This window comes from Chitinophaga ginsengisoli (assembly GCF_003014595.1).
Classification (GTDB): Bacteria; Bacteroidota; Bacteroidia; order Chitinophagales; family Chitinophagaceae; genus Chitinophaga; species Chitinophaga ginsengisoli.
In genome coordinates this window covers 87,848-104,072 of sequence record NZ_PYGK01000020.1, presented here as the reverse complement: position 1 = coordinate 104,072, position 16,225 = coordinate 87,848, and the positions used below count along the sequence as shown (strand labels likewise).

Sequence of the window (16,225 nt, the reverse complement as noted above, 5' to 3'; positions counted from 1 at the left end):
TTACTTCCGCCTTCTCAGGCAGATATGATATAACTCCCTTTCCGCGGGTGATTAATTTCACCTGCGGAAAGCGGAACTTGTAAAGGGAACTCGTAATTTGCAGGCATGAAATACATTTCTGGGATTATAGCAATACTACTCTTGTCAGTATTTGCGGCCTGTGAAGATGAAACCAAAAGTTGTGACCAGACCCTGATCAGTTCTCTGGGCATGAACTTTAAGAAGGACACATTGCAAGGCTTTTTAGTGAAAGATACCATCTGGCCAAAGGTGACCCTGTTTGCACTGGGAAAAGACTCTATCGTCAGGAAACAGCCAAGATCGAGCGTGTTTATGTCATTAGATCCACTGGCAGACAGCAGTAGGTTTTACCTGAAGCTGGATTCCACCATGATACCCGACACCCTGACCTTCCGATATAAAAGGAAAAAGAACTTTGTGTCGCCGGGATGTGGATTTGCCACTTTCTTCACCATTGATACGGTGATCACCACTTTTCACACCATCGACTCTTTACATATTAATAACAGGGAAGTAAACAGCACGAATGATACGCACATTTCTTTATTCTTTATCTATTAGTCTGGCCGGCCTGCTCACACAAGCTGCTCAGGCTCAGGTAAAACCTGCGGGAGATACCAGTATCAAAAAGACGGCTGTTGATACCTCTGCTCCCAAGCCCGCGCAACGTCCGGCAACAGCTGCTCCCTTAAAAGCTGCTCCCTTAAAGAAGGCAGTGGACACCTCCGGACATAAAACAGCGCAACGTCCGCCGGCAACTCCTGTTCCGGCAAAGAAACCGGATTCCATCTATTACGTTCCCGGCGGCCTCCGTCTGGGTATAGATATCAGCCGTTTTGCCCTGCACTTCTTCCAGCCCTACAGAACTGATGTAGCCGTACAGGCAGACGCACGTATCAATAAAAAGCTCTATGGCGCCTTCGAGCTCGGTTATAACCGTACCTCTCACAGCGACACCAGCTATACCTATAAAGGTAGTGGCGCATATGCCACCGTCGGTGTAGATTATGATTTCCTGAAAAAGAAAGATCCTTCTGAAAAGAATATGGTATACGGCGGTATCCATTATGGCTTTGCCCGTAATACTTACGAAGTGCCTGCCTTCAACATCCACAATAAATACTGGCAATCCGTAACACCCGGCTCATTCCCTAAAACAAACATGACCGCCCACTGGATCGAGCTGACATTCGGTATGCGTGTGGAAGCATTGCCGAACTTCTTCCTGGGATGGGCAGTACGTGAAAAGATCATGCTCAGCAACAATGCCGCCGAAGGTTTTGACCCTATTGTCATTCCGGGCTTTGGCAGCGGCTCTAAGAGTTCGCAGTTCGATCTGACTTACACGGTATCTTATTACCTGCCGCTGTACAAATTAAAGATCCGCGAATCCAGGGAGCCTAAAAAGAAGAAGGACTAAACTTCCCTGATCATCTCAATATGCGGGATGTTATCTTCCAGGTACATCTCGCTGCTTTGTTTGAAGCCTAAAGAAGCGTAGAACTTCTCCAGGTATTGCTGTGCACCTATTTTAATAGGTACCTTGCCAAACCGTTCTTCCACAACAGCGATAGAATGTTCCATCAGCTTTTTGCCAAAACCGGACCTTCTGGCGCGTGGAGATGTTACCACCCGTCCAATAGAACACATGTCAAACTTGATACCCGGACCAAATACACGGGTATAGGCTACCAACTCATTGTCCAGTTCATCATCGAATCCCATGATATGCACAGCCAGCTGGTCGGCATTATCCATGTCCTGGAAAACGCAATTCTGCTCGACCACAAACACCTCACTTCTGAGGCGTAATACGGCATACAACTCCTGCGTGGTTAACGCTTCAAATGTCTTGGTAATCCAGTGTATCATAAGATTGTTGTTTATTGATTTGACAGCCTACCCTCCTCTATCAAAAATCGCGTGTTCACAAATGTAATTAACAAAACACAATAGGACTCCGCAGGAGTCCCGTTGTTTGTAGCGCGGGGTTGAAAACCCCGGGGATACGGGGTTGTAAACCCGGGGATGCGGAATGCCAACAAAACACAATAGGACCCCATAGGGGTCCCGTTGTTTGTAGCGCGGGGTTGAAAACCCCGGGGATACGGGGTTGTACCCCCCGGGGACGCGGAATGCCAACAAAACACAATAGGACCCCATAGGGGTCCCATTGTTTGTAGCGCGGGGTTGAAAACCCCGGGGATACGGGGTTTACAACCCCGGGGGATGCGGGATGCCAACAAAACACAATAGGACCCCATAGGGGGCCCGTTGTTTGTAGCGCGGGGTTGTAAACCCCGGGGATACGGGGGTGAAAACCCCGGTGGATGCGGAATGCCAACAAAACACAATAGGACCCCATAGGGGTCCCATTGTTTGTAGCGCGGGGTTGAAAACCCCGGGGATACGGGGTTGTAACCCCGGGGATACGGGGGTGAAAACCCCGGGGATGCGGGAGGGGTCCCGTTGTTTGTAACGCGGGGTTGAAAACCCCGGGATAAAATAATAATTTAGCCCCGAATTTCGAGAAACAACAACATCATGAGTACCCATGCCATTCCATTCCTATCGCTTGAACACATCACTGTTCGTTACCTGGATAAAACCCTCTTCACCGGTCTGGACTGGCATATCAATGCAGGAGAACAATGGGCGATCACCGGCCCCAGTGGCTCCGGTAAATCCGCCCTCCTCAACACGATAGCGGGTAAGTTCAACGTGATCAATGGCAGTATCCATCATCATTTCAGTGAAACCTACCGCCGGGAACATACCATCACCGACCCATACTTCAGCTACAGGGACCTGCAGGCGTTGGTGGGACACCATCATACCTTCAGGAACCGCTCCAATACTACGACCGATTTCTACTACCAGCAGCGGTTCAACAGTATGGACTCTTCGGATGCGCCTACCGTACGGGAATACCTCTACGGAGAATCTGGCGGTACACCCGAACAAACGCCCATCCTGGAACCGCTGAAGATCCCGGCATTGATGGATAAGGAGCTGATCAAGCTCTCCAATGGAGAAACCCGCCGTGTGATGATTGCCAAATCATTGTTAAAACAGCCGGTATTGCTGATGTTGGACAATCCTTTCAGTGGTCTGGACGTTCAGACAAGAAAGCATTTCAGTGATATGGTGAACAGGATCATTGCTGGAGGTACAACCGTATTGCTGGTCACTTCCCCTACGGAAATACCGGAAAATATTACCCATGTGCTGACGCTGGACGAAGGCCGTATAACAGGAAAGTACACACGGGAAGAATACGGGAAGATACCCCAGGCGGCTACGGCCCAGGGTTGGCAGGTAGATGAGGAAAAGATCAGGGCGATTGTGAAAAACACGCCATCGCCATATGACACCATCATCAGGATGGAGCACATAAAAGTGCAGTATGGCGAACATTTGATCCTCGACGATGTTAACTGGATAGTAAAGCCGAATGAAAAATGGGCTTTACTCGGTCATAACGGTGCAGGGAAATCGACCTTGTTAAGCCTGATCAATGGCGATAATCCGCAGGCCTACGCACAGGAATTGTATCTGTTTGACAGGAAGAGAGGCAGCGGAGAAAGCATCTGGGATATTAAAAAGAAGATAGGCTTTGTATCACCCGAATTGCACCAATACTTCCAGGCTGGCAGTAATTGCCTGCAGGTGGTCGTATCAGGATTCTTTGATATCATCGGCAGCAACCGCCAGGGCACTGCCGAACAACAGGAACACGCCGCTGCGTGGATGGATATACTGGACATTGCAACATATGCAAACCAGGCTTTTAAAGGAGTTCCCGAAAGTGTACAGCGACTAACCCTCCTGGCCCGCGCCCTGGTAAAAGAACCCCCATTACTCATTTTCGACGAACCCTGCCAGGGATTGGACCAGCAACAGAAGGATCACTTCAAACATGTTATCGATATCCTATGTGGTGTGATGGATCTGACCCTTATATTCGTTACGCACTACCAGGAAGAGATCCCGGCAGCAGTAACCAATGTACTAAAACTGGAGAGGGGAAGATCCATATAATTAAATAATAATACATTTAGTTTACCTTTATATCTTAAACAGCATTTAAACCTCATGGGTCCCAAAAAACGTTTGGCGGTCGTCTCCGCCTTCGCTGTATGCCTACTCATTACTTGCATTACAGCCTGTAAAAACACAAAAACAGTCATGAACCCTGCCCTGGCCAAATACATTGAAGCCTATACTGCCGGGGTTATTTCGAGGCAAAGTACAATCCGGGTACAACTGACCAGCAATGTGAATGTTACTCATACGCAGAATGAACCTGTGGAAGAGGAACTCTTCGATTTCAGCCCCAACATCAAAGGAAAGGCTTATTGGGTAGATGCCACTACGGTCGAGTTCAGGCCCGATGCCAATCTCGAACCCGGCAAGAACTACAAGGCTACCTTCAAGCTGGGTAAGGTCATGAAGGTGGAAAAAGACCTGAAGGAATTCGACTTCGAATTCCTCGTCATCAAGCCTTCTTATGCCATAGAAGAATATGGCCTGAAAGCGGCAGGCAGCAACGTCCTGAATAAAATGACCTTCTCCGGTGCTATCAGCACTGCCGATACCGAAGATCCACAAAAGATCGAAAAGGTGGTAAATGCGACCTATGAGGGTAAAAAAGTAGCTATTACCTGGCAGCATAATGCGGCCGATAAAGTATCCACTTTCACCATCGAGAACCTGGTACGTGCAGATAAAGGTGGTGGCTCCCGTAAACTGGAACTGAACTGGGACGGTAAACCACTGAACGTGGACCTCTCCGGCAAAAAGACAATAGAAGTACCCGCCATCTCCGACTTCAAAGTGCTGGACGTACGCGCAGTGGCCGAAACAGAACAATACATACTCGTACAGTTCTCCGACCCTGTGAGCGTTGCACAGACACTGGATGGTCTTATCGGTGTGAGCGGTGTGAGCGATCTCCGCTTCTCCATTGATGGTAGCGAGGTGAAAGTGTTCGCTCCTAAAAGACTGGAAGGCGACTATAACGTCGTAGTGAATGAAGGTATCCTGAATGTGGCCGATAGCAAACTGGAACAGAGCTTCTCTGCCAATATCGTCTTTGAAAATACCCAGCCTTCCGTGTCCATCCCCGGCAAAGGAGTGATACTACCGGAAAGCAATAAACTGGTAATGCCTTTCGAAGCAGTGAACCTCAGTGCGGTAGACGTTACCATCATCAAAATCTACGAGAACAATATCCCGCAATATTTACAGCAGAATAGCCTGGACGGTAGCGCGGAATTACGCCGTGTTGGACGTCCGGTAGTGGAAAAGACCATCCGCCTGGATGCTGATAAGTCACTCAACCTCCACAAGCGTAACCGCTTCTACCTCGATATGGAGAAACTGCTGCGTACAGAACCAGGAGCTATCTACCGTGTGACCATAGGTTTCCGGAAATCCTACTCCCTCCTCGGATGTTCTGCCGCGCAAACTGAAGATGGTACCAGCCGCGAAGCTGAAAGCGATGAAGAATATTATAGTGGTTATTACGATAACGAAAAAGTGGATGAAGACGACGATTTCTGGCGTCGCTACGACAACTATTATCCATTTGGTTATTCCTGGGATGAGCGCGATGATCCTTGCTCCAACTCCTACTACAATAAAGACAAATGGGCTTCCCGCAACGTCTTCTCCTCCAATATCGGCCTTACTGCCAAAAGAGGAAATGACAACAGCATGCTGATTGCCGTAACAGATATCCGCGATACCAAACCAATGATCGGGGTGGAACTGGAACTACTCGACTATCAGAACCAGGTCATCTTCAAAACCAAGAGTGATGGTGACGGTCTCGCTACTTTCGATCTGAAACGTAAGCCTTATCTCCTCGTCGCCAAAAAAGATGATGAAAGAGGTTACCTGAAACTGGATGATGGAAACTCTCTGCCACTAGGCCGTTTTGATGTGAAAGGTGAAGAAGTACAGAGCGGTATCAAAGGCTTCCTGTATGGTGAACGTGGCGTATGGCGCCCAGGCGATACCCTGTTCCTGACCTTCATCCTGGAAGATAAAGAACAGAAACTGCCACCTAATCACCCGGTAACACTGGAACTGTACAATCCTAAAGGACAGTTATACAGACAGCTGAACGGGCTGCAGTCTGTGAACGGCTTCTACCGCTTCACTACCGCTACCTCTCCGGATGATCTAACCGGTAGCTGGACAGCGAAAGTAAAAGTAGGTGGTGCCGTATTCACCAAGAACCTCCGCATAGAAACTGTTAAGCCCAACAGGCTGAAAATAGATCTCAACTTTGGTAAGAATACGACCCTCTCAAAGACTTCTCCGACTGAAGGTACATTGAATGCACGCTGGTTATTCGGCGCTGCTGCACAGAACCTGAAGGCGAAAGTGGACGTATCCCTGACACAGCAGGCTACCAGCTTTAAGAACTTCAAGGATTATCATTTCGATGACCCTATCACACACTTTGAAGCGGAAAGCAAGACCATTTTTGAAAGCAGCCTGGGTGAGAGCGGCACTGCACCTGTAAAGGTGGACCTGCCACTCGGAAAACTGGCGCCCGGTCAGCTGAAAGCCAGCTTCGAGATCAAAGTATTTGAGCCAGGTGGCGATTTCAGTATCGACCACTTCTCCATGCCATACAATCCGTTCGCGTCTTATACCGGTATCAAAATGCCGGAAGGCGACCGTATGACAGGTATGCTGCTGACCGACAAAGCACATCCTGTCAGCATCGTGAACGTAGATGAAAATGGTAACCTCCTCAGCGGTAACCAGGAAGTACAGGTAGAACTGTACAAGATCCGCTGGCGCTGGTGGTGGGATGAGAACAGTGAAGATGAGTTCAGCAACTTCACACAGGATAGCTACAACCAGCTCCTGAAGAAAGAAACAATGACGCTGCACGGCGGTAAAGGTACCTGGAACCTCCAGATCAACTCTCCTGACTGGGGCCGTTACCTCGTACGTGTAAAAGACCTGAAAAGCGGTCATACCAGCGGTCAGGCAGTATATATCGACTGGCCGGGATGGGCTGAAAGGGTGCAGAAAGAGAATCCATCCGAAGCATCTATGCTGGTGTTTACATCAGATAAAAGCGACTACAATGTAGGCGAAGATATCACCCTCACTATTCCGAGCAGCGAAGGCGGCCGCGGACTGGTCAGCATAGAATCTGGCAGCAAGGTGTTGAAAACCTTCTGGATCGAGACACAGAAAAGCCAGACCGTTTACAAGTTCAAGGCAGAGAAAGAAATGGCGCCTAACATTTATGTGAACGTCAGCCTGCTACAGAAACATGCCAACACCAAGAACGACCTGCCGATCCGTATGTATGGCGTGATCCCGATCACTATCAATGATGCGAATACCATATTACAGCCGGTGATCACCATGCCTGACAAACTGGAGCCTGAGCAAAATGCCAGCATCACCGTATCTGAAGCTAAAGGAAAGGCCATGACCTATACCATCGCACTGGTGGATGAAGGCTTGCTGGACCTGACCCGTTTCAAAACACCAGATCCGCACAGTGCCTTCTATGCACGTGAAGCGCTGGGTGTGAAAACATGGGACCTGTTCGATTACGTGATCGGTGCATGGGGTGGCGACTTAGAACGCATCCTGAGCATTGGTGGTGACGAAGGACTGAATAAAAATGCAGGTAATGCGAAAGCCAACCGCTTCAAACCTGTTGTGATATACATGGGGCCATTCACACTGAAAGGTGGCAAACAAACCCATAACTTCAAACTGCCTCCATATGTCGGTTCTGTGAAAGCAATGGTAGTAGCAGGTCAGGATGGTGCTTACGGTGCTGCTGAAAAAGTAGTGGCTGTGAAGAAACCGCTCATGCTGCTGACGACACTGCCACGTGTACTGGGACCTTCAGAAACGATCCAGTTACCGGTAACTGTTTTCGGACTGGAAAACAATATCCGTTCTGCAAAAGTAACGCTGGCTACCAGCGCGCTGCTGGAAGTAGTAGGCGAGCGTACCAAGACGGTTACCTTCGCTCAGCCAGGTGAACAGATCGTTTATTTTGATGTACGTGTAAGACCACAGGTAGGTATCGCTAAAGTGAAAGTAACTGCTACCAGCGGTGCTGCAAAAGCAGAAGACGAAACCGAATTGGAAATACGTAACCCGAACCCGGTCATTACTACTATACAGGAAACAACCCTGCAGGCAGGTCAGAGCTGGAGCACTACCTATAAAGCTGCGGGTATGGCCGGCACCAACACCGGCGTACTGGAAGTATCCACCATTCCGGCATTGAACCTGGCGAAACGCCTGAACTACCTGATCCAGTATCCGCATGGATGTGTGGAACAAACCACTTCCAGCGTATTCCCTCAACTGGCATTGAACCAGCTGATGGACCTGAAGCAAAGTGAACTGGCAAATGTTGACCGTAATATCAAAGCAGGTATCAACCGCCTGAAAGGCTTCCAGACTTCTGATGGAGGTATGAGCTACTGGCCGGGTGAAGGACAGTCAGACGAGTGGGGTACCAACTATGCCGGTCACTTCCTGGTGGAAGCACAGGCGAAAGGTTATGAACTGCCTGCCGGTATGCTGGACCAGTGGAAGAAATACCAGCGCAACAAGGCTGGTTCATGGGCGCCTTCTACTACCAACTTCTATGGTGGCGACCTGACACAGGCTTATCGTCTGTACTTGCTGGCATTGGCTAAAGTACCGGAACTAGGTGCAATGAACCGTCTGAAAGAATTCAAGTACCTGTCTAACGAAGCGAAATGGAGACTGGCAGCAGCCTATAAACTGGCTGGTCAGCCGGAACTGGCCAATACCCTGGTAAGGACATTGCCTACAGAAGTGAAGCCATACAATCAACTGGGCGGCACCTTCGGTTCCGACCTGCGCGATAAAGCCATGATACTGGAAACGCTCACCATCCTGGGACAGCGTGCACGTGCCAATGAGCTGCTGAAACAGATAGCGTCTAACCTCGCACAGGATAGCTGGTACAGTACGCAGACCACCGCTTATGCGCTGATTGCTGTTGCCAAATATTGTGGTGTGAACAGCAGCGGCAATAAGATGACCTTCAGTTATACACTGAATGGCGCCAGCAATACTGTCAACGGTAGTTCTTATGTAGCACAGGTACCTGTCAGCTTCGCCAGCATGGCAGATGGTAGCGTAAGCATCCAGAACAAGGGACAGAATGTACTGTATACCCGCCTCATTCTCCAGGGCCGTCCGGATGCGGGTCAGGAACCAAATGTGCCTAACAATCCTGATGTATTGGATATCCAGGTGAAATACAGCACCCGCGATGGTAAAGTCCTTGATCCGGCATCGCTGCGCCAGGGAGCAGACTTCCTGGCTACTGTCACCATCCGTAACCCGGGTAAACGCGGTTATTATGAGCAGATGGCATTGACAGAGGTATTCCCTAGCGGATGGGAGATCATCAATACCCGTCTGATGGACAATGACAGCACCTTCCGTTCATCACCATATACCTACAAGGATATCCGTGATGACAGGGTATACACGTACTTCAATATTGAAGAAAACAAAACACGCACCTACAACGTGCTGCTGAATGCGGCCTACCTCGGCCGTTATTATCTGCCAGCCGTATCCTGCGAAGCGATGTATGATAACACCATACACGCCTTCCTGCCGGGCAAGTGGGTGGAAGTGACGAAATAAGGAACTAACACTTTGAAAGCCGTTTAGTGAAGTGGAAGGAGCTGTAAACAGCTACCGGAAACTTAGCTAAACGGCTTTCTCTTTAAATCCCTAATTTTACCCCATGTGGTTCCGAAAACGAAAATGGTGGCTTCTTGCTACAGCCCTGCTCCTTATCCTTTATATCTTTTCCATACCTTCCCGTCTCTTCACTACGCCTACCTCATTCGTGATCGAAGACAGTAACGGAGAGCTGCTAAGTGCTACTATTGCCACAGATGGACAATGGCGTTTCCCCGCAGACAAACAGGTACCCGACAAATTTGCCAAATGCATTGTAGCCTATGAAGACAAACGTTTCTATCATCATTGGGGGGTAGATATACTGGCATTAGGCCGTGCTATCAGGCAAAACATCAGCAGGAAAAGAGTGGTCAGCGGTGGCAGTACGCTTACTATGCAGGTGATCCGCCTATCGCGCAATCAGCCCCGTACACTGCTGCAGAAGCTGATAGAAGCCATCATGGCTACCCGGCTGGAATTCTCCTATTCGAAGAAAAGTATCTTATCATTATACGCAGGCAATGCACCTTTCGGCGGAAACGTAGTAGGACTCGAAGCTGCGTCCTGGCGCTATTATGGCCGTAGCGCCGCACAGCTGTCCTGGGGAGAAACAGCAGCGCTGGCGGTATTACCCAACAGTCCTGCACTGGTACACCCCGGCCGTAACCGGCAGATCTTATTGCAGAAACGTAATCAGCTGCTGGATAGATTACAGCAGAACAAAACAATTGATAGTGAGACCTGTCAGCTGGCCAAGCTGGAACCCTTGCCTGATCAGCCGAAGGCATTACCACAGGATGCACCTCACTTACTGGACCTGTTCAGAAAAGACTACCAGGCCCAAAAGGATAATGAAGCCGTTACACGGATCAGAACAACACTGGAAGCATCGCTGCAGCGGAATGTCAGCAATATCGTAGAACGTTATCATAGCATCTATAAAGCGAATGGCATTAACAATGCTGCCGCCATTGTACTGGATGCAGAAACCGGCAATACACTGGCTTATGTGGGCAATGTGTATCATCCGGAAGATCCTGAAACGGAAAGCCATGTGGATATTATCCAGGCCCCACGTAGCCCCGGCAGTACACTGAAACCCTTCTTATATGCCGCCATGCTGAATGATGGGATGATATTACCGCATTCCCTGGTACCAGATGTACCTACACAGATAGCCGGTTATACACCGCAGAACTTCGACCTGGGGTACGATGGTGCAGTACCTGCCAGCAAAGCCCTTGCACGTTCACTCAATATTCCGGCGGTAAGAATGTTACAGCAATACCGTTATGAAAGACTACATGCATTGCTAAAACAGATGGGAATGACCACCCTGACGCAGCCTGCTGACCACTATGGCCTTTCGCTCATCCTGGGAGGTGGCGAGGCTACCTTATGGGAACTGTCTGGTATGTACGCCAGCATGGCCCGCACACTGTTGCACCTGGATCAGTATAACGGGAAGTATGATGCAGATGATATCCATCCACCAAACTATATACAAGGCACTAAACTGGTATCAAAACATGCGCCGGCAAACAGTGGTGTGCTGGATGCAGGCGCTATCTGGTATACCTTTCAGGCAATGGAAGAGGTAATGCGCCCGGGAGAAGAATTACTCTGGCAGCAGTTTGCCTCTTCACAACGTATTGCATGGAAAACAGGCACCAGCTTCGGTTTCAGGGATGGCTGGGCGGTTGGCGTTACGCCACAATATGTGGTAGGTGTATGGGTCGGTAATGCAGACGGTGAAGGCAGACCAGGACTGATAGGTGTGTCCACAGCGGCACCGATACTCTTTGATGTGTTCCGCTTATTGCATACGGGTAGCTGGTTTAACACACCTTACAATAAATTGCAAAAGATAGAAGTGTGCAGACAAAGTGGCTACAGGGCCAGCGATCTTTGTCCGGAGAAAGATTCTATTGCAGTACCTGTCAGCGGACTACGTTCAGGTTTATGTCCTTATCATCAACTGGTGCATCTTGATCATACAGGCAAATGGCGCGTTACAGCAGATTGTGAACCACCTTCTCAGATGCAGCACGTTCCCTGGTTTGTATTACCGCCAGCCATGGAGTTTTACTATCGTACGAAACATAACTACCTGCCACTGCCGCCGTACAAAGCAGAATGCCTGGCCACACTCAATGCCGACAAAGCACCGATGGAGCTGATCTATCCAAGACCGAACGCACGCATTTATGTACCTGTGGAAATAGACGGTACGCCGGGAGAAGCCGTATTCACTGCTACGCACCGCAATACGACAGAGAAGATCTACTGGCACCTGGATAACAATTACATTGGTACCACACAGGAATTCCATCAGTTAGCACTCCACCCTCCGGCGGGTAAACATACCATCACATTAGTGGATGAGCAGGGAGAGCAGATACATGTATCGTTTGAGATATTGGAGAAAAAAGGAGAAGATCAGTAACCGTACTTCTCCTTCCATAAGCTGCGCAGGTGTTTTCTCATTTCATCCTCTCGTGCATTCTTACCGGGATCATAGAGCTTCATGCCTTTGATCCTGTCGGGCAGGTACTCCTGCGGAGAGAAGTTGTTCTCATAATCATGGGAGTATTCATATCCCTTATGATAGCCCATGTCCTTCATCATCTTCGTAGGCGCATTACGTATATTCATGGGCACCGGCAAATCGCCGGTCTGTGATACGACAGACATGGCATTATTGATGGCCATATAGGAAGCATTGCTCTTCGCAGAAGAGGCCAGATAGGTAGTACATTGGGACAGGATGATCCTTGCCTCCGGATAACCGATCATGGTCACCGCCTGAAAACAACTGGTAGCCAGCAATAATGCATTAGGATTGGCATTGCCGATATCCTCAGATGCCAGTATCACCAGGCGCCGGGCAATGAATTTTACATCCTCGCCTCCCTCTATCATTCTAGCCAGGTAATATACAGCAGCATTGGGATCGCTTCCGCGGACAGATTTGATGAATGCAGAGATGATATCATAATGTTGTTCACCTGTCTTATCATAGATGGCCACACGCTGCTGTGCAATGTCCATTACCTTCTGATCGGTAATGACAATGGGCATTTCATTCTGCAGCGTATTTACCACCAGCTCAAACAGGTTAAGCAGTTTACGGGCATCACCACCGGAGATATTGAATAAGGCCGCGGTTTCTTTCAGTTCTATCTGTTTGCTGCCCAGCCACTCATCCTGTTTCATAGCCTGATGTAACAGCTGTAGCAACTCCGATTCGCTGAGTGGTTTGAGTACATATACCTGGCTACGCGACAGCAACGCGGAATTCACTTCAAAGGAAGGATTCTCTGTAGTAGCGCCAATCAGGGTAATGATACCTTTCTCAACAGCGCCCAGCAGGGCATCCTGTTGCGATTTATTAAACCGGTGGATCTCATCAATGAACAGTACTGCATAGCCCTGTTTGCGGGCTATCTCGATCACTTCACGTACTTCTTTTACACCAGCAGAAATAGCACTCAGTGTATAAAAGGGTACATCCAGCGTATGTGCAATAATGTTGGCAATGGTGGTCTTACCCACACCGGGAGGGCCCCACAGGATCATTGAAGGGATCTTTCCCTGCCGCAGGGCGGTACGTAATATACTATCCTTACCGGTCAGGTGTTCCTGTCCCACCAGCTCATCCAGTGTCTCCGGTCTTATTCGCTCAGCTAATGGTTCCATTATACAGTGATATTAAATGTTTTGGATGCTGATGATATCAGGCATCCAGGTCAAGGTCAATATGTTTATCATCTTCCTGCTTTTTCTTCCATTGTTTCAGGAAAGACAGGGATAACAATGCATTCGTTACAATAGAGCCGCCGTACAAGAGCAGAAAGATCTGCATGCCAGTGATTATTTTCCCCATTAACCCCTTCATGGAGTCGAGTTGGCGGAGCTGTTCGTCAGACATCTGGCTGCTTATTTCCTGTATGTACAGGTCTTTATATACAGAGATGGCAACGGAGCCGATCAGCATAAAGGCGCCTATTAATATCGAGTAACCACCCATAATACGGATACCGCCGGGTGTATTTTCTTTCAATGTAAAACCGGGTTCCTGGAGGCTCCTTTGCAGATAAGCTGAAAGGATGCCATGGATAAAAACCCCGCCGAACATAACAATGGAGACTAATCCCTGGCCGAATGCACCCATCAGCATGGAGGTGAAATTCAGCAACAGAAAGAATCCCGTGATGAACAAGTTAATCCCTGTCAGCGCTTTAAACAATTTAAATCTAAAAGTCATGTATTCCATTTTTACAGATTACAAACCTACTAAACAACCGGCAAACCACCCAGTATACTACCATACCTGCTGCCGTCTATAAAAAAGCGGTGCGTCCGCATGGGATGTTTTAGTTATATTGAGCTACTAAACCTGTTTACATATGAAGAGCACATACGCTTTACATCTTCCATTGCTGGCAGCTGTATCCCTTATGGCGGCATGCAACACCAACACCACAAAACAGTCGCCGGCAGGAGCAGACACAACCAAAGTCCCCGCTTTCGAAGTAAGTTCAATTGACTCAACCGCAAAGCCTTGCGATGATTTTGACCAGTTTGTAAATGGCAACTGGAAGAAAAACAACCCCATTCCCTCTACAGAAAGCCGTTGGGGTGCTTTTAACGTACTTGATAAGGAAAATAAAGAAGTGCGCTTAAAAGGTATCATCCTTGCCCTGGCAGAGCAAAAAGACCTCAAAAAGGGAACGGAAGAGCAACAGATCTCCGACTTTTATCGCTCATTCCTGGACACCGCTACTATCGAAAAACTGGGTATTACGCCCCTGCAGCCTTACCTCGATAAGATTGATGGCATCAAGGACCTCAAAGATTTTGCAAAAGTATCCGGCGAGTTTGAAATGATCGGTATTCCCGGCGTTGTGAACTTTGGCATCGATGCAGATGGCCGTAACAGTAAGATGAATGCGGTATACCAGGTACAGGACGGTTTAAGTCTTGGTGAAAGAAGCTATTATGAAAGGCCAGACTCCAGCACTGCTGAAGTGCGTAATGAGTTTGTGAACCACATCAACAAGCAATTCTCACAGGCAGGATTTAAAGACGCCGACCCGGGTAAGACCATCCTGGATTTCGAAACCAAAGTAGCTAAGCTCCAGCTTACCAACGTGGAACTGCGCGACCCTGTTGCTACTTACAACAAAGCGCCCTATAGCGAATTAAAGAAACTGGCCCCGGATTTTGACTGGGATGCATTTACAGGCGCACAGAGTATCAAAACTGATACTATGATCCTGCAGAACAAAAAGTACCTGACAAGTATATCCACGCTGTTAAAGGGCACATCTCCTGAAACACTCAAGACATGGCTGCGCTGGCAGGTATTATCCCACTTCGCAAGCTATCTGCCTAAACCAATAGACGACGAAAATTTCCACTTCTTCGCTACTGTAATGCGTGGCGCTAAACAACAGCGTCCCCGCCTGGAACGTGCTGTCCGTGCTACTGATGGTATCATGGGTATGCCGCTGGGAAAAGTATTTGCCAAGAAATATTTCCCTGAAAGCTCCAAACAGAAGGTGTCTGAAATGATCGAGAACGTACGTGCCGTATACGGACAGCGTATCGACAGCCTGACCTGGATGAGTGCTACTACCAAAGAGATGGCGCACAAGAAATTGGCGTCCTTCACTTATAAGATCGGTTATCCTGATAAATGGAAAGATTACTCTACCATTGATATCAAACCAGGTAGCCTGATTGAGAACCTCGTTTCTGCCGCTCACTACGGCCATAAAGAGGCGCTCGATAAGATCGGTAAACCAGTAGACAAATCTGAGTGGGGCATGACACCTCAGACGGTGAATGCATACTACAATCCGCTGAACAACGAAGTGGTATTCCCTGCAGGTATCCTCCAGCCGCCATTCTTCAATGCAGATGCTGATGATGCTATCAACTATGGTGGTATCATTGCGGTGATCGGTCACGAGTTCACCCATGGCTTTGACGACCAGGGTTCTCAGTACGATGCAGAAGGTAACCTGAAAAACTGGTGGACAGATGCTGATCGTAAGAACTTCATGGCACTGGCACAGCGCTATATCAACTATTTCAACAGTATTGAGGTGCAGAAGGGCTTCTTCATCAAGGGAGCACTCACCATCGGTGAAAACATTGCCGATCTGGGTGGTCTGACCCTGGCCTACAGCGCACTGGAGAAATCGCTGAAAGGCAAACCTGAACCAGCCAAGATTGATGGATTCAACTGGAAACAGCGTTTCTTCCTGGGATGGGCGCAGGTATGGCATGCCAATAGCACAGAGGCAGCCCTGCGCAACCAGATACTGACAGATCCGCACTCTCCTGCCAGAGAGCGTATCAACGGACCGCTGCCTCACCTGAAAGCCTTTTCTGATGCCTGGGGTTGTGCCCCCGGTAGCAAAATGTGCCTGACTGATGATAAACGTGTGGTGATCTGGTAAAC

General features: G+C 48.7%; 9 protein-coding genes. 6 read left to right on the top strand and 3 right to left on the bottom strand.

Annotation, left to right across the window (positions count from 1 at the left end; genetic code table 11):
• The first annotated feature begins 105 nt into the window (after positions 1-105).
• Positions 106-582, top strand: a complete 477-nt coding sequence (locus CLV42_RS30675) for a DUF6452 family protein (RefSeq protein ID WP_106605763.1) — start codon at positions 106-108, stop codon at positions 580-582.
• Positions 548-1,441: a DUF6048 family protein gene (locus tag CLV42_RS30670; protein ID WP_106605762.1), complete on the top strand. Its 894-nt coding sequence runs from the start codon at positions 548-550 to the stop codon at positions 1,439-1,441. The genes CLV42_RS30675 and CLV42_RS30670 overlap by 35 nt, the downstream gene beginning before the upstream one ends.
• On the opposite strand, the gene CLV42_RS30665 is transcribed toward CLV42_RS30670, so the two are convergent.
• Positions 1,438-1,893: a GNAT family N-acetyltransferase gene (locus tag CLV42_RS30665; RefSeq protein ID WP_106605761.1), complete on the bottom strand. Its 456-nt coding sequence runs from the start codon at positions 1,891-1,893 to the stop codon at positions 1,438-1,440. The two genes, CLV42_RS30670 and CLV42_RS30665, sit on opposite strands and share 4 nt — an antisense overlap.
• Positions 1,894-2,565: 672 nt before the next feature.
• Here CLV42_RS30665 and CLV42_RS30660 point away from each other — a divergent pair.
• From CLV42_RS30660 to pbpC, 3 genes are all read left to right on the top strand, one after another.
• On the top strand, positions 2,566-4,062 hold the full coding sequence (locus tag CLV42_RS30660; protein ID WP_106605760.1) for an ATP-binding cassette domain-containing protein: 1,497 nt from the start codon (positions 2,566-2,568) through the stop codon (positions 4,060-4,062).
• Between the two features lie 147 nt (positions 4,063-4,209).
• Entirely contained in the window at positions 4,210-9,711 is a 5,502-nt protein-coding gene (locus tag CLV42_RS30655) for an alpha-2-macroglobulin family protein (RefSeq protein WP_245901776.1), read from the top strand.
• Positions 9,712-9,814: 103 nt separating this feature from the next.
• Positions 9,815-12,199, top strand: coding sequence for a penicillin-binding protein 1C (gene pbpC / locus CLV42_RS30650; protein ID WP_106605758.1), 2,385 nt, complete (start codon positions 9,815-9,817; stop codon positions 12,197-12,199).
• On the opposite strand, the gene CLV42_RS30645 is transcribed toward pbpC, so the two are convergent.
• The gene (locus CLV42_RS30645) at positions 12,193-13,452 is read right to left on the bottom strand and encodes a replication-associated recombination protein A (protein ID WP_106605757.1); all 1,260 of its coding nucleotides are present in this window, start codon (positions 13,450-13,452) and stop codon (positions 12,193-12,195) included. The genes pbpC and CLV42_RS30645 overlap by 7 nt on opposite strands.
• Positions 13,453-13,489: 37 nt before the next feature.
• Positions 13,490-14,020, bottom strand: a complete 531-nt coding sequence (locus tag CLV42_RS30640) for a hypothetical protein (RefSeq protein WP_106605756.1) — start codon at positions 14,018-14,020, stop codon at positions 13,490-13,492.
• A 142-nt stretch (positions 14,021-14,162) separates the two neighbouring features.
• Here CLV42_RS30640 and CLV42_RS30635 point away from each other — a divergent pair, with 142 nt between their 5' ends.
• Complete coding sequence (locus CLV42_RS30635) at positions 14,163-16,223, top strand: M13 family metallopeptidase (RefSeq protein WP_106605755.1); 2,061 nt, start codon at positions 14,163-14,165, stop codon at positions 16,221-16,223.
• Positions 16,224-16,225: the final 2 nt, after the last annotated feature.